This window comes from Streptococcus ictaluri 707-05 (assembly GCF_000188015.2).
Taxonomy (GTDB): domain Bacteria; phylum Bacillota; class Bacilli; order Lactobacillales; family Streptococcaceae; genus Streptococcus; species Streptococcus ictaluri.
The window spans coordinates 66843-82420 of the sequence record NZ_AEUX02000004.1 but is presented as its reverse complement, the minus strand read 5'-3'; the positions used below and the strand labels follow the sequence as shown (position 1 = coordinate 82420).

The 15578-nt window shown below is 37.8% G+C and carries 16 protein-coding genes, 1 tRNA gene and 1 pseudogene; 12 read left to right on the top strand and 6 right to left on the bottom strand.

Annotation, left to right across the window (positions count from 1 at the left end; all coding sequences use genetic code 11):
- Window positions 1-32: 32 nt before the first annotated feature.
- From STRIC_RS03060 to STRIC_RS03025, 8 genes and pseudogenes are all read left to right on the top strand, one after another.
- Window positions 33-1138 (top strand): IS3 family transposase gene (locus tag STRIC_RS03060; protein ID WP_156033572.1). Its coding sequence is split into 2 segments (ribosomal slippage): window positions 33-309 and window positions 309-1138, totalling 1107 coding nucleotides; the frame shifts between segments, so codons are not numbered across the junction.
- Between the two features lie 47 nt (window positions 1139-1185).
- Window positions 1186-2145, top strand: a pseudogene (locus STRIC_RS03055) (streptolysin associated protein SagC); the annotation flags it as partial.
- An 11-nt stretch (window positions 2146-2156) separates the two neighbouring features.
- Window positions 2157-3515, top strand: coding sequence for a YcaO-like family protein (locus STRIC_RS03050; protein WP_008087931.1), 1359 nt, complete (start codon window positions 2157-2159; stop codon window positions 3513-3515).
- Entirely contained in the window at window positions 3490-4161 is a 672-nt protein-coding gene (locus STRIC_RS03045) for a CPBP family intramembrane glutamic endopeptidase (protein WP_008087834.1), read from the top strand. The genes STRIC_RS03050 and STRIC_RS03045 overlap by 26 nt, the downstream gene beginning before the upstream one ends.
- Window positions 4158-4841 carry a SagF family protein gene (locus STRIC_RS03040; protein ID WP_040831897.1) on the top strand — a complete coding sequence of 228 codons (684 nt, stop codon included), beginning with the start codon at window positions 4158-4160 and terminating at the stop codon, window positions 4839-4841. Before STRIC_RS03045 ends, STRIC_RS03040 begins: the two co-directional genes overlap by 4 nt.
- Before the next feature lie 20 nt (window positions 4842-4861).
- Window positions 4862-5785: an ABC transporter ATP-binding protein gene (locus STRIC_RS03035; protein WP_008088010.1), complete on the top strand. Its 924-nt coding sequence runs from the start codon at window positions 4862-4864 to the stop codon at window positions 5783-5785.
- Window positions 5786-5795: 10 nt separating this feature from the next.
- Window positions 5796-6923: a SagG family ABC transporter permease subunit gene (locus STRIC_RS03030; RefSeq protein WP_008087943.1), complete on the top strand. Its 1128-nt coding sequence runs from the start codon at window positions 5796-5798 to the stop codon at window positions 6921-6923.
- A complete protein-coding gene (locus STRIC_RS03025; RefSeq protein WP_008087994.1) occupies window positions 6920-8038 on the top strand; it encodes an ABC transporter permease in 1119 nt (372 codons plus the stop codon). Before STRIC_RS03030 ends, STRIC_RS03025 begins: the two co-directional genes overlap by 4 nt.
- Window positions 8039-8096: 58 nt before the next feature.
- Here STRIC_RS03025 and aroB read toward each other — a convergent pair whose 3' ends face one another.
- The 5 genes from aroB to STRIC_RS03000 all read right to left on the bottom strand — a co-directional run bounded on the left by aroB (window position 8097) and on the right by STRIC_RS03000 (window position 12179).
- Window positions 8097-9179, bottom strand: coding sequence for a 3-dehydroquinate synthase (gene aroB / locus STRIC_RS03020; RefSeq protein ID WP_008087981.1), 1083 nt, complete (start codon window positions 9177-9179; stop codon window positions 8097-8099).
- A gap of 26 nt (window positions 9180-9205) precedes the next feature.
- Entirely contained in the window at window positions 9206-9958 is a 753-nt protein-coding gene (locus STRIC_RS03015) for a bifunctional 3-deoxy-7-phosphoheptulonate synthase/chorismate mutase (RefSeq protein WP_008087891.1), read from the bottom strand.
- A 251-nt stretch (window positions 9959-10209) separates the two neighbouring features.
- Window positions 10210-10280, bottom strand: a tRNA-Thr gene (locus STRIC_RS03010).
- Between the two features lie 79 nt (window positions 10281-10359).
- Window positions 10360-11730, bottom strand: a complete 1371-nt coding sequence (locus tag STRIC_RS03005) for an MATE family efflux transporter (protein WP_008087958.1) — start codon at window positions 11728-11730, stop codon at window positions 10360-10362.
- Between the two features lie 2 nt (window positions 11731-11732).
- Window positions 11733-12179, bottom strand: a complete 447-nt coding sequence (locus STRIC_RS03000; protein WP_040831895.1) for a MarR family winged helix-turn-helix transcriptional regulator — start codon at window positions 12177-12179, stop codon at window positions 11733-11735.
- A gap of 153 nt (window positions 12180-12332) precedes the next feature.
- Between STRIC_RS03000 and STRIC_RS02995 the strand changes: the two genes are divergently transcribed.
- Both STRIC_RS02995 and STRIC_RS02990 read left to right on the top strand, forming a co-directional pair.
- On the top strand, window positions 12333-12587 hold the full coding sequence (locus STRIC_RS02995) for a DUF1912 family protein (RefSeq protein ID WP_008087830.1): 255 nt from the start codon (window positions 12333-12335) through the stop codon (window positions 12585-12587).
- Between the two features lie 19 nt (window positions 12588-12606).
- Window positions 12607-13032, top strand: a complete 426-nt coding sequence (locus STRIC_RS02990) for a helix-hairpin-helix domain-containing protein (RefSeq protein ID WP_008087883.1) — start codon at window positions 12607-12609, stop codon at window positions 13030-13032.
- Window positions 13033-13051: 19 nt separating this feature from the next.
- On the opposite strand, the gene STRIC_RS02985 is transcribed toward STRIC_RS02990, so the two are convergent.
- Window positions 13052-14074: an IS30 family transposase gene (locus STRIC_RS02985; protein WP_200857366.1), complete on the bottom strand. Its 1023-nt coding sequence runs from the start codon at window positions 14072-14074 to the stop codon at window positions 13052-13054.
- Window positions 14075-14468: 394 nt separating this feature from the next.
- On the opposite strand from STRIC_RS02985, the gene STRIC_RS12580 reads away from it, so the two are divergent.
- Window positions 14469-15026, top strand: coding sequence for a GNAT family N-acetyltransferase (locus tag STRIC_RS12580; protein WP_008087812.1), 558 nt, complete (start codon window positions 14469-14471; stop codon window positions 15024-15026).
- Window positions 15017-15574 carry an ATP-binding protein gene (locus STRIC_RS12575; protein ID WP_008087974.1) on the top strand — a complete coding sequence of 186 codons (558 nt, stop codon included), beginning with the start codon at window positions 15017-15019 and terminating at the stop codon, window positions 15572-15574. Before STRIC_RS12580 ends, STRIC_RS12575 begins: the two co-directional genes overlap by 10 nt.
- Window positions 15575-15578: the final 4 nt, after the last annotated feature.

Below are 15578 nucleotides of genomic sequence, written 5' to 3'. Positions count from 1 at the left end.
GTGTTCTACACTAAAGAAAATAGGAGAATATTATGTCTAGAAAAATACGTCGCCACTTCACCGATGACTTTAAGCAACAAATCGTTGACCTTCACAATGCAGGGATGAAACGAAGTGAGCTTATCAAAGAATATGAGTTAACCCCATCAACCTTCGATAAGTGGGTACGTCAGGCTAAAACAACTGGTTCCTTTAAAACTATTGATAATCTTACAGATGAGCAGCGTGAACTGATTGAACTCCGAAAGCGTAATAAAGAACTCGAAATGCAGTTAGATATCCTAAAGCAAGCGGAGGTGATTATGGCACGAAAAGAGAAGTAATCACTGCTAATAAAGACAAATATAGCATTTCAGCCATGTGTCGTTGGTTGAACATTCCTCGTTCTAGCTATTACTACAAGGCTGTTAAACCAGTCTCTGAAGCGGAACTTGAAGAAAATATCAAAGCTATTTTTCTCGAAAGTAAGGCCAGATACGGGGCTAGGAAAATCAAGAAATGTTTGGAAAATGAAGGCATCCAGCTGTCTCGTCGTCGGATTCGTCGCATCATGCACAAACTCAACTTAGTATCCGTTTATCAGAAAGCAGCCTTCAAGCCACATTCAAAAGGGAAGAATGTGGCAGCTATTCCTAATCACTTAGCCAGACAATTTCATCAAGAAAAGCCTCTAAATGCTTTAGTAACAGACTTAACCTACGTTCGTGTCGGTAATAGCTGGGCTTATGTTTGCTTGATTATTGATCTCTTCAATCGTGAAATCATCGGTTTGTCAGTTGGTTGGCATAAGACCGCCGAATTGGTTAAACAAGCGATTCAGAGCATCCCTTACGCTCTGACCAAGGTCAAGATCTTCCATTCTGATCGTGGGAAGGAGTTTGATAATCAGCTGATTGATGACATGTTGGAAGCTTTTGGAATCAATCGTTCTCTAAGCCAAGCAGGCTGTCCCTATGACAATGCGGTAGCTGAGAGCACCTATCGCGCTTTCAAAATTGAATTTATTCATCAAGAAACCTTTCAGTCACTGGAAGAATTAATCCTTAAAACGAAAGATTATGTGCACTGGTGGAATTACCATCGCATTCATGGCAGTCTCAACTACCAGACACCCATGACATGGAGATTAATTGCTTAAAGAAAAAAGCACTTTATAAATGTTGTACAGAAAAGTGTTGCCTTTTCACCCAAGAGCCTCAAGATCTTAAAGCGGTTTATTACAAAATGATCTCAGATTTATTCAATGGGGTAGCCATCGATACGGACCTTTATCAAGAAGAATTAGAAGAGGAGCTGTTTGTCAAATTAACAGAAGTCATCACAGCGCTCTATTACAACGATATTTTGATGTTTGAAGATGAGCATGCGCTTCAAGAAAACGTCATGAAAATATTAACAGGAAATTTTCATTTTATCGCTGAATCAGAGCAGGGACCAGATAAATCGCCTATTTTATTTATCAGTGATTCAACATATGTTAACCAATCGGCTTTATTACTTGCAGAACAGTTGGATTTAGACTTAAGAGTTGCTGATGATGATCTTAAGATGACCATCCAAACGACAGATGTTTCCTCACGCTTGGATGCCTTAGAGCATCACCGTCACATGAACAGTTTATCAGAGCGTTTAAAGGACTACCAAAGTATCGTTATTTGTCAGGAGCGTCTAAATGTTACCATGTTGAGACATTTAAACGAGATAAGTGTTGCCTTACAAAAACAATTAGTTCTTGGTTTTGTGGATGGGCCATTTTTACATGCTTGTACCTTAAATCCTCCTCATACAGCAGATTTCGATAGTTTAGAAAGAAGGGTATTAGCTCGTTTGCAAGACCATACCCTTTATCAACATTTTGCTAGTCAGGTTTTACCAACAACACATACTGTTAGTAAGGCATACTTGCCACTTCTCAGTGTTTTGATGAATTTGTTGGTTAGTGAAGCTTTTATTATTGCATAAACCGGTAGTTCAAAATTTGAGGGGCGCTTATTAAGTATTTACTTGCCAACTCTTGAAATTCAAGTGCAAGATATTTTGAAAATGTCTAATTCTCAAAGTCGAGGAGCCTTAGCGCGCTTGCGTTACGAAGATCAACAAGTATCAACACGTGAGATTATCAAAGAATTACTTAAAGAAGACTAGGAGGGGAGCAAATGTTAGATTTTTATCCTTCCTTTAACCGTATTTTTTCAGAATTAAAGACCCTCAGTGGTAACCGAACAGGAATTCTGAATCAATCACAGGTTCCAGTTTGTAATCACCCCCATGATGTTTATCTAAAAAGTGTCACGGGGCAAATGCCTGATTATCATAAGCAATTTATTGGCGAGATGAGTCAAGTTAGCTATCACATTATTGGCTATGGTAGTCATTATGAAGAGGCCTTAATCAAGTATTTAGGGGAGAGTATTGAGCGCTATGCCAGTATTATTGCTGGTGATTTGTTATCTGAGCGTATTGTCTATGCTTCTTACAATGACTTAAGTCAAAAAGTGCGTGTGATGCCTCTTGAGTACTTGCAGGTCTTTACTCAAGAACAAATTGATCATAGCCTATCTTTACACATGTCCATGTGTGAAAAGCAGGTTGAACCAGATGATATCTTAGGTTGGGTCAAATGTCCTATGTTCTTTGAAGACCAAGACATGTATGTCCCTGTTCAGATGCTGTGTATTGGCTACATGCCTAAAGAAGAACTAGGAGAGCACCACGCAATTCCTGGTTTCTCAACAGGAACCGCCTCTCATAAAAGCTTAGAAGCAGCCATGTGTAATAGTATCATTGAGTATCTTCAGATTGATTCTATGATGCTAAGTTGGCATACCAAGAAAGCTTGTTCAAGAATTATTATTGATGACCCTGATATTTTAGCCATCCTTGAGGAAGCCAATTTGGGAGAAAATAGTCTTTATGAGATTATTCCTATTGATATGACAGTGGGTGAGGACAATCCTCTATATACCTTTGGGGTTATTTTGAAAAATAAATACGATGAAGGTTCTTATTTACTATTTGGAGTGCAGGCAGGACTGGATCCTAAGCATACGCTATTAAGGGGAATAATGGAAGCTTCAGCTATTAGTTATAGCTATTATTACAGTCTTCTTTACAATCCTGAAAGTCTTGCCAATAGTGAGAGTCAAGATCCTAAGTTTTTAGACTTGGATAGTAACGTCTTTTATTACGCTCATCCTAAAGATAGAGATCTTAAATGGCAAGCCTTCGAGCCCTTGATTTCTGGAAGTGTGCCATTGAGTCAATTGCCAAATCACGCTGGTAAGAACAAAAAAGAAGACTTAAAAATTTTATTAGACTATACCAAGCGCGTCAGTCCTAATGCAGTCTTTCTAGATATAACACCTCCAGAAGCAGCAGAAAAAGGATGGTATGTTACACGTGTTTTGACACCAGAACTACTTGAAATGTGCATTCCAGCTTTTCCTTTTGCCAATCATCCACGCATGAAACAATTTGGAGGTGTCAAAAATGAATTTGTACACCCAATGCCTTAACCTTTGCTTTTTGCTGGTTAGTTTGAATCCAGCGATTGCCATGCAAGCTATTTTTGGGCAAAAAGAAGATGGTCATGGTTTTAAGTTGCTTACCTTTTTAAAAGCAGTTAGCACTTATTACAGTCTTATGTTAGTCAGTATTGCTCTTATCTCTCCTAAATTATTTAGTAGCCTAAGTTTTTTTAGAGTAAGTGATCTTGGACTAGCCTTGGCTTTGATTCCATTGGTCTTGGGGGTAGAGATACTCTTTTCACACCTATTAAGATGTCAACAAAAGGGAAGTTGGTTACCACTAGAGATTACTTTTGTGGGGACTACTAAGGGATTGAAAGAATTATGTTATCCTCTAGCAATTGCTTTTTTTGAAGAGTTGACCTATCGATTGATATGGTTTACCATTTTAATGGAAGGCTTTAAGCTACCGGCACTGTTAGTATTGATTATCAGCAGTTTTTGTTATGCGTGGAATCATCTCTTAATGGGAAAAGCTATTTTTTACGCTAAGTTATTAACAGGATTAATGTATGGCACGCTTTATATTGTGAGCCAATCCATATGGTTAGTCATCATTATTCATGTGGGAGGAAATCTTCTGGTTGAAAGCTTAAGCAGGTGGCAGTTAAAAGAAAAGAAGGTGATGAAATGACACTTGTTAGTATCTTAATGCTAAGCCTTCTAGGTCTTTTCACTTATTTTCTGGCTAGGAATAAACGCCGTGCTTTAAACCGTTGGCATTTTCAACATCGACGATTTTTTACCTATCAACAGTTCGTTGACTTGTTATTAATCATCGTACAGCTGCTGGTAATGACGTTCTTGATGGTGGTAGGCAATCGATCTGTCTTATCACAACATGACCTTTTCTTTGAGCTTAAAACTATTAATTGGGATTGGCATTTGCTCTTTTTTGGACTTTTATATGTCTTAACTTTAGTGGAAATTCCCTTGCTTGTTTTACTTGTGATTTGTGATATCTTGTGTCAAAAAGACAGTCGTCTACACTTTAAAAAAATGAATTGGTTGGCCTTTAAAAAAGATAAAGTTGGGGCAAGTAGTTTTATTCTTATCCTGACCTTGGTTGTGGATGCTTTCTTGTATTTAGGGCTTTTACTTAGTTTAACAGAGGATTCATCCTATGCTGTTTTTGCTTTGATAGTGGCTTATGGACTAATTAAAGCCTTACGTTATCGAGATAGCTTATCTCAGGTTTTAGCTTTAACCGTAGGCATCTGGACAGTGACGGCTACCCTCCTTTACGGGTGGCCAGTTGGAACCTTGCTATTAGCCTTAACCTACATCCTACTTAGTTTTAAAGAACAGCATTAATGATAGAAAGAAGGAACTATATGAGTTTTGTACAATTAGAAGAGGTTACAAAAGTCTATTCAGGTGAGAAGAAGGCTGTGGATAACGTTTCCTTGACCATTGAAGAAGGAAAAATCTATGGATTATTAGGACCTAATGGTGCTGGAAAATCAACTTTAATTAATCTTATTTTAGGTCTTGTTCCCTTGACTTCTGGAGAAATTCACCTCCTTAATCATCCTCATAAAGCCATTCGAAAAGTGAGCTCTGCTATTGGCTATGTTCCGCAGGATATTGTCATATATTCAGATTTAACAGCATACGAAAATGTGGAACTCTTTGGTTCTTTATATGGGTTAAAGGGGACTCAATTAAAAGAACAAGTGCTAAGAAGTTTAGATTTTGTCGAATTAACAGCCCAAGCAAAACAATTCCCGAGTCAATTTTCAGGAGGGATGAAGCGTCGCTTAAACATTGCTTGTGCTTTGGTTCATTCTCCTAAGTTGATTATCTTTGATGAGCCAACCGTAGGTATCGATCCCCAATCTAGAAACCACATTTTAGAATCCATACGTTTGCTGAATCAAGAAGGAGCTACCATTATCTATATCAGCCACTACATGGAAGAAGTTGAAAGTCTTTGTGATTACATTTATATCATGGATCATGGTAGTATCATTGAGCAAGGTAGTAAGTCTTCACTTGAAAAACGCTATGAAAGTGAATTTAAACAAGAAGTGATGGTTACCTTAGTTGGGGATCAAGAGCCGGACCTTACGCAATTACCTGGCTGGCAGCTGGTAACACATGAGGATGAAAAACTATTGGTTATTGAAAACCAAGATATTGAAAAGATTGTGTCACAGTTAAAAGAAGCCAAGATTAGTTTTAGTGACATTAAGCATAATCATTTAAATCTTGAAGAAATTTTCCTTCATTTAACTGGTAAGAAGTTAAGAGATTAGAGGTTGGCTTATGATGTTACTACATTTAATCAAAAAAGAAAGCCTGCAGATTTTTAGAAATCGAACAGCCTTGTTGATGATGGTTATTTTTCCAATCTTGATGATTATGATTTTAAGCTTTGCCTTTAAATCAAGTTTTAATACAACTAGTGCAGTGCCAAAACTAAGCATTCGTTATCACCTAGAAGGTAAGAAAACTCCTTATCAACAAAATTTTGTTGATTTCTTGAAGGTTCTTAAGAAAGAATTGCAGTTAGAAGCAAAAGAAACGCAAGCTATTGGGCGTGCTAAAAAGGATGTTAGCGAAGGTAAAATCAGTGCTCTGCTTGAGGTTGAAAGTAACCAGTCTATTAAAGTGACCACTAACAAAATTAATCAAGAAAATGCTGATTTAATCAACATGTTAGTGACAAATTTTGTGGATAATGCCAAAACCTATGACTCCATTGCAACGCTTTACCCTCAGTCACTTGCTCAGATTAAAAAACGTCAGGCAGATTATATCAAAACAAGTAGTGTTCAGACCAGTAAAGGGATGACATCTGCCGATTACTATGCTATTTCAATGTTTACCATGATTACTTTTTATAGTATTTTATCAGCAATGAATCTCGTATTAAGTGATTATCAGCATCGAACCATGAGTCGAATTCGCTTGACTGGTGTTTCAAATAGTAATCTCTTGCTTGGAAAATTAATAGGTGAAATGATTGCGACAGGAGTGCAGTTAGGGATCCTTTATCTATTTACTCGTTTTGTTATGCTTGTGAATTGGGGCACCAATGATTGGCAAATCATAGGTGTTACAGCATCCTTAGTCTACTTATCCGTTGCCATAGGAATTGGCTTAGCTAGCTTTATTCATAACGAAGCTTTCTTGATGGTTGCCTCCAATGCCATTATTCCTATTTTTGCCTTTTTAGGTGGCAGTTATATCCCATTATCTGTTTTAAATAGTGCTTTTATCAACCAACTTTCTAACTTATCACCTATTAAGTGGGTAAATGATAGTTTATTCTATTTGATTTTCGGAGGGCAAAACAATCCAATTCCGACAGCCCTAATGGTTAATATTGGCTTGGGAAGTCTATTTATGCTTTTAGCTTGGCTAGGAACAAGAAGGCAGGTGGTCGCATGATAGCTTTTATAAAAACCCTTTTTGTTAAAATCAGACGTCGGAAAACCAGCTATGTGACTTTTTTCTTATTACCAATTTTAACCACTCTCTTAGCTCTATCCTTAAGTTTTGCAGGTGGCAATCAAGCTAAAGTGGGAATTTTGGATAAAGATCAAAGTGCTATTTCCCAGTCTTTTATTGCTAAAATCAAAGAGAATAAGAAGTATCAGGTATTTACAAAACTTGATGAAGCCTATATTGATAACTATTTAAAAGATAAAAGTTTAGAGGTGGTTTTGACTATCCAACCTGGATTTGGTCAAAAGGTTTTAAAAGGAGAGAAGCAGACGCTAGCTCTTCGTTCCATTGCTAATAGTCAAGTGACAGAATGGTTTAAGGCTCAGGCTAATCAGTTATTAGATAATTATAATACCATTGGTGATGTAGCCGCTGGAGATCAGAAAAGTTTTGATAAGATTTTGAAAGAAAATCAAAAACAAAAATACCGTGTCAAGACCATTACTTTGGCTGACCGTTCTCAGAGCAAATCTGTTTCATCAACTACTACTGGCTTCTTGTTGATTCTTATGTTGGGAAGCAGCAGTGTCCTTTATGGAGGTATTTTGACGGATAAGACTAGTCGGGTTTATAATCGATTGGTTTTGACGAAATTATCACGGTTGAAGTATCTCTTAAGTTATGTTTGTGTTGGTATTGTAGCCTTTGCTATTCAAATCGCCATCATGATGGGCTTGTTAAAGATAGCCAATGTGAGCTTTTACATTCCAGCAGCTATTTTTATCCTGACTTTCTTTTTGTATAGCCTGTTTGCGATTGCTTTTGGCTTGGTCATCGGAGCAATTGCTCAAAATAGTCAACAAAGTAGTCAATTAGCTAATATCTTGGTCATGCCAAGTTCAATGTTGGCAGGCTGCTTGTGGCCATTGAGCATTACACCTAGCTATATGCAAGCTATCGGAAAACTATTTCCACAAAACTGGGTACTAAGCATCATTACCATTTTTCAAAATGGTGGTAGTTTGACAAGTGCTATACCTTATCTTTTAGGACTCTTAATGCTTTCCTTGCTTCTTATGATGGTTGCTCGTTTTTTACTAAAACCCTTAAGGGCATAAGTCTCTAATTTACTTGCAAAAAAACCTAGGTTTGGTCTGTGAACCAAACTTAGGTTTTTTAGTGAAGTTGAAGGAGTTGGCGAATGGTCTCCACAAATGCTTGATTTTCTTTTGAAATAGCAAGTGGTAAAAAGCCATTCTGATTAGGTAGGATAAAAACGATTGTATCCTTGCTATTTTTTTTATCTGTTTTTAAGACGTCAAAGAGTTCTTCAGCTTTAGGCTGAAACTTGTTTAGAGCAGTTGGTAATTGAAAGGCTTGGAAGGCTTGAGTCAATTGATCCAAATCTTCCTGCTTAATTTCTCCATGCGCCAGAGCTAGCTTAGCTTCAAAAATCATGCCAACAGCAATAGCTTCACCGTGATGATAGGCATCGTGATGACAGAGCGCTTCAATAGCGTGACCAATGGTATGGCCGAAGTTTAAGGAAAGGCGTTTACCATTTTCAAATTCATCTTCTTCGACAATCTTTTTCTTATGATTAATAGCTTGATATATCAAAGGTTTAAGAAGGGATTGGTCAGGATTTTTTTGATAAGCTACTATCTCTTTGAAATAGGGCTTGTCATGAATAAATGCTATTTTCAACATCTCACTGATCCCGCACGAAAATTCCCGCTCAGGCAAGGTTAACAAAAAGTTGGTGGAGACAATAATTAATTCTGGTGGGTAGATGCTCCCAATCATATTTGTAAAGTCATTAAAGTGAATACCTACTTTTCCACCAATACTACTATCCACTTGACTTAAGAGAGTCGTCGGAATTTGCACATAACTAATGCCACGATAAAAAGTAGCTGCCACAAAGCCCCCCAAGTCTCCGATAACGCCACCACCAATGGTAACAATCATGTCTTTACGAGTAAAGTTTTCATCTAAAAGCTTATTATAGATACGACTCGTCTCTTCTAAAGATTTCGATTGACCTCCGGCAGGACTGATATGAAGACAAGCCTTAAAGCTTTCTTGAAGTTTCTCAAATAAGGGTTGGTATAGATCATAAACATTTTGATCGGTTAAAAAGAGGATCTTTGGCTCTTTTTTTGTGGCAACGAGCTCTTGTAAGGGTTGAAAAATGTCTTCTGTAAAGAGAATAGGATAGTCTCTTAATTTAGAATGAATGGTTAGTTGATCTGTCATAAGGTTACCTCTTAAAATAGGAAAAACTAGTCTGTCCAAAGCTCTTGGCCAAGTTTGGCTAAGGTTTGGTAATCAATTTGTTGGTCAGCATCGGATAAAGCAAGTTCTGGATTGGGATGAACTTCCATCATAATGCCATTAGCACCAACGGCTTTAGCAACTTTTGCAGCGGGAAGAAGGAGGTCACGCCTTCCTGTAGAATGAGAGACATCAACAATGATAGGCAGGTTCACTTTTTCTTGGATAATGGAAATGGCCATGATGTCTAACATATTTCGTGTATGGGTATCGTAACCACGGATACCTCTTTCACATAAAATAATGTTGGTTTTGCCGTCCTCTTGCAAGTAAGACAGTGCTCCCAAGTATTCGTCAATAGTTGCCATCAGCCCACGTTTGAACAAAATAGGCTTGTCCACTTTGGCTAAGGTCTTTAAAAGCTCAAAGTTTTGCATGTTACGAGCCCCAACTTGAATCACATCAAGGTAGTCATAGGCTTCCTCGAGTTGTTTTTCAGACATGATTTCACTAACTGCTTTTAGCGAAAATTCTTGACAGACCTCGTTTAGGTATTGCATGCCTTTAAGGCCTAAGCCCTGAAAAGAAGCAGAGTTTGTACGAGGCTTGTAAGCTCCTCCTCTGAAGTATTTATAGCCCAGCTCTTTAGCACTAGCTGCAGCTTGTCTAATTTGGTCGTAAGATTCAATGGAACAAGGGCCAACAATAAAATTGTTTTTCTGACAACCCTGTTTCAAAAAATCAGACATAATGTCATTCATTTCGTCATTTCCTTTTATCTTATTTAGAATTGATTTGTTTTAAAAATGTGTGAGAAGACTGTTTATGATTTTGTTAGTAATCAAAAGCCTAAAAGGTTAGCTTTTTGATTATTGAAAAAAACACGACTTTCTTCATCCTGTGAAATCATATCATAAAGAGGCTGAAATATCAAGTTTATAGAGGTTTTGAGGCCTCATTAAGCATTAGAGTGCCAATAAAAAAACTGCCCTAAAATAGGACAGTCTTACTTTGCCACCACCGAGAATCGAACTCGGAACGAAGCATTACCATTGCTTTATTATACCATTTAACTATAGCGGCTACCTTTCTATAATACTATAACTTGCTTTGGGACGCAAGCCCCTAATTTAAAAAAGCTACCTTTGGGTAGCTTAGTTCATTATAAACCATCGGCACGCAAATCATGTGGCATACGCTGAAATTCGCGTTTTAAAAGGGTTAGTGCTGCAATAAAAGCAATTAAATCTGAAATAGGACCAGCATACATCACACCTTCTACACCAAAGAAATAAGGGAGTAACAGCAATAGTGGTAAGAGAAAGATAACCTGTTTGGTTAGAGATAAAAAGGCTCCGATACTAGCTTTTCCAATGGCTTGGAAAAAAGTAGTGGCTGCAATCTGAACACCATTTAAGATGACAAAGAAGAGAAAGACACGGACATATTTCATGCCAAATTGGAAGTAAAGATCTGATCCTGTTCCAAAAAGATTAAGAAAAGAACGGGCAAAGACCTCAAAGCTAAAGAAGGCAATGATAGAAATGACAATGGCTGATTTTAGCAAGAGACCTGTGGTAGCACGCACTCGCTCTAAATCTTTGGCACCATAATTATAACCTAAAATGGGCTGTGCCCCTTGAACTAGTCCGATAATAATGGCAATAAAAAGAGAATTAATCTTCATGACAATACCAGCCACTGCAATGGCAATGTCACTGGCATAAATGGATTCAGCTCCATATTTGCGTAACATGTTGTTAGTGACAATTTGGATAATCATGGTTGAAAATTGAAAGATAAAAGAAGATGACCCAACAGACAAAATGGATTTCACGATATCTGTTTTTAATTTAAAATCATTAGGGCATAGTGACACCGATTTGAACCGTCTAAAGTAGAGCCCCATATAAATAGCAGATAAAATCTGACTAATTAAAGTTGCTAGAGCAGCACCTTTGATTCCCCAGCCAAATTGGAAGATAAAGATAGGAACCAAAATAGTATTTAAGACAGCTCCAAAAACAATGGCCATCATAGAATAAGTTGGGCTACCGTCAGCTCGGACTAGTGGATTGACACTCATGGTAAATAAAAGAAAGGGAATCCCAAAGGCCGTAATAGACGTGTAGTCAAAAGCATAGGCCATAGTGGCATCTGTGGCCCCAAATAAGAGTAAAAGAGGTTTGATAAAAATAATAATGAGAAGTCCGATTAAAAATCCAACAGATAGGGATAAAGTAATTGCATTTCCAACAACTTTACTAGCACGATCAATTTGCCCACGACCTAAGGAAAGGTTGAAGTTAGAGGCACCACCAAGTCCAAAGGTTAAGCCAAAGGCTAAACAAATAATGGTCAGTGGAAAAGCAACACTAGTTGCGGCATTCCCCAAATAGCCTACACTGTGACCGATGAAAATTTGGTCCACAATGTTATATAGGGAGTTGACTAAATTAGCAATGATGGCTGGCATTGCCATTGCAAAAAGTAGGGATGAAATGGGTTGTGTTTGAAATTTATTGGCTTGCATGGTTACCTCTCTTTAGATTTGGTAGAATCAGTGGTTTGATTAATGAGAATCAATAGTAACTCTTTTAAACTGTCTTCTTGTTGAGGGGTTAATCCCTTGGTGAAAAGCGCTTCGATATCTTGACTCTTTTGGAGGTAATCGCTAGCTTTTAGACTGGCTTGATGATTTAACACAATTAATTTAGACCGTTTATCTTGAGGATGACTGAGACGCTCGATTAATCCTTTTTTTTCCAGATTATTCAAGACACCAGTTACTGTAGGATTAGACATTTTAAAGAAGTTTTCTATATCAATCTGTCTGGTATCTTGGTCTTGATGTAGACTTAAATATTTTAGAATTTTAAATTGACTAGGGGTGAGGTCAAAATCGCTTAATAAGTGACTAGCTGTTCGATCGAAAGCCAAACTAGCCATTTTTACGAGTACCCCTAAATGGTTATATGACATGTTTTTCCTTTCAAAAAAGCATAGTGTCCTATGCAACTAGACGATTATAACATAGTTTCCTATCTTTTTCTAGACTAAAGTTTAGCTGGGATAGCGCAATAAGCAAGGCTATGATATAATGATTGGGATAATATGAGAAAGAGGAAGCTAAGCATGTCTTATGACAAAGAATTTTTAAAAGATTTTGAAGCTTGGGTTAAGACTCAAATTCAAGTCAATCAGCTAGCCATGGAGACCAGCAGACAAGTAGCTCAAGAAGATGATGATGACCGCGCAAAAGATGCCTTTATCCGTTATGAGAGCAAATTAGATGCCTATGAGTTCTTGTTGGGTAAGTTTGACAACTACCATAATGGCAAAGCATTTCACGATGTACCAGATGACTTATTTGGTGCTAGACATTATTAAGAATTAAGAGGAAAGAAACGTGGCAAAACAAAAAAACCGTAAAAAAGCATTAAAATTAGAAATGAAACGTCAAGGCTTATTGACAAAAGCAGGTCAAGTTTTTAATCAAACTGTAGAAACTGTAGAGATAGTTGTAGACAAAACGATTTCAGCAGGCAAAGACTTAGTGACAAAAGGCAGTCAGAAAGTTGAAAGCTTAACATCTCATGACAATAAGGCTTCACTTGATGAGTTTGCCTCACAGCCACAATTGAACGGTTTACGCTCCGATCTTGTGGAAACTTTATATATGGAAGGAATTCATTCGGTAGCTGCTTTTAGTCAATGGACGGAAAAAGAACTTCTTGCATTGAAAGGAATCGGACCAGCTACCGTTAAGAAATTGCAGGAAAATGGTGTTGCTTTCAAAACGCAAGTTGTCAAGTCAAGTGCAACCAGTTCATAGATAACTAGAGTTCCAGATGTTAAGCTGTTCGGGATAGCTCAAACAGGAATTTTGAGGATTGATATTGAAGAAGTCGTCTTGGGCGCTCATTGATGGCAGTAATATAATTGTCAAGTTCTTCAGAGGTTAGTGGATTAAGTGAGACTCCTTTAGGGACATATTCTCTGAGGAGGCCATTGAAGTTCTCGTTTTTTCCTCTCTCATGTGAAGAATAGGGATGTGCAAAGTAAACTTCAACAGCTTCTAAGTTTGAGAGTAAACTAAACTCAGAACCATTATCCGCTGTGATGGATGCAATAGGATACTGACTGATGAGATGCGTGACAGCACGGTTAATGGTTTGGGACTGCTTGTCTTCTAGCTTAACTCCTAGCGCATAGCGTGTCTGGCGCTCTACCAAAGTCAACATAACAGCTTCACCTTTGGTTTTCTTGCCGAGAACCAAATCAATCTCCCAATGCCCAAATTCAGAACGATCATTAATATATTCTGGACGTTCTTCGATAGATTTACCTAAAGTCTTCTTATTCTTCTTCATGACTTTCTTAGAACGTTTTCTGATACTAACCATGTTAGGCAAATCGATTGGTTTAATAGCTAATACCCCCTCTTTGATATAACGATAAATCGTTTTGGTAGAGGGGACGACTTCTTCAGGATGGTTCACTTTGTAAGTCTGAACAAAACTATCCACACTATGGAGACGAATGTTAGCCGTCAAGGCAGATTCTAATTGTTCAATGAACCTAGCGGAGCAGTCATTCAACTTGAGATAAGAACTCTTTTGACGATTGGTTTCATAGACACGTTGCCCACTATCAGCGAAATAGGCGTTGAAGAAGGTTTGTTTTCCATTCTTATCCTTTACCTGTTCTACTGAACCACGTTTTATTTCTCGGCAGATTGTAGAACGGTGACGACCCAAGAGTCGAGCAATCTCAGCGGGTTTCTTTCCCATTTTAAGATAAGCAGCAATTTCACCCCGTTCTGTGGCTGAAAGATGAGAATAGGATGATTTTCTGGTAGAATTAATGTTGGACATGTTCATCTGCTTTCCATACTGAATTGGGGAATTCTAGTATATCAGACGAACATGTCTTTTTTGTTGCACTTCATTTTACAACGCGGGGTTGCTTTCAAAAACTAAAAAGAGCTTGCTTTCCCCTATAAACTCTGTTAAAATAATAGCAATCAGAGGTGTTTTGAGTTAGTCTGTTTCAGAGAGCGGTGGTGTTGAGAAATCCGTACAGATGTCAAGGCATGTAGCTGAGGTTTACAAGTAAAGAGATAAAGTGGCAGATTCTTTTTGTAATCTGAAACAGTGGTGGTACCGCGGATTAAGCAATCGATTCGTCCCTGTCTAGCTAAGGCTAGATGGGGCTTTTTTGATATCAGAAGATTTTTAATGGATTTGAAATGATCTGTTGGAGGTGATTATGGATGCATTTGTGAGAATTGATACTGAGCGGTTAAGCTTGAGACCCGTTCGCTTGTCGGATGCTGAGGCTATGTATGAGTATGGACACTGCCCTGAAGTGGCCCGATTGGCTGGTTTTCCTGTCAATCAATCTGTTGAAGAGTGTCAGGCCTTTATTGAAATGGATTTGGATAAAAAGGGTGATGCTGTGCGTCAACGCATCTATGCCATTTGTCTTAAGGGGAAAGATAGACTCATGGGCACTGTGAATTTTGCCAAAGCCATCACATCAGATATTCTGGAAATTGGCTATGTCTTACACCCTGATTTGTGGGGACAAGGACTCATGCCAGAAGCAGTCTCTGCCTTAGTTGATTTTGGGTTTCGAGAGCTCAATCTTCACAAAATCGAAATTGTCAGTTTTGACTATAACTCTCAAAGTCAGCGCGTGGCGGAGAAATTAGGTTTTCAGCTAGAAGCAAGGCTTCGCCAACGTATGAAAAGTGATGATGTTTACCGTGATAAATTGATTTTTGGCTTGCTGAGGGAAGAATGGGAGGAGAGAAGATGCATTTAGTTATGATCGGAGCCCAGGCTTCAGGAAAAATGACCATTGGTCAAGAAATCGCTAAAAGGACAAAAATGACCTTATTTCATAACCATGAAAGTATTGATTTTGTCCTTCGATTCATGCCCTGGTCTGAAGAAACCTTAGAGTTGATTCATAACATTCGTTTTGATTTTTTTGAAGCATTTGCGAAGAGTCGACAGAAAATGATCTTTACAGTGGTCATTAATTTTGCAGATTCTCAAGATATTACTTTTTTAGAAGAAATTCAAAATATCTTTAATCGTCATGGACAAGAGGTTTGTTTTGTTGAATTGGAGACGGATTTGTCTGAACGTCTACGTAGAAATAAGACAGAGAATCGACTTTCTCATAAACCATTAAAACAGGATGTCGAATGGTCAGAAAGAGATATCTTAGATACCATGGAATATGCTGTGTATAATCCAGAAGTAGCTCCCCAAAAATTGAAAAAGTATTATAAATTAAATAATACAGAGCTTACAGCAGAGGAAGCAGCTTTAAAAATTATAACTTTAATGGATGAGGAGGGATAAACTG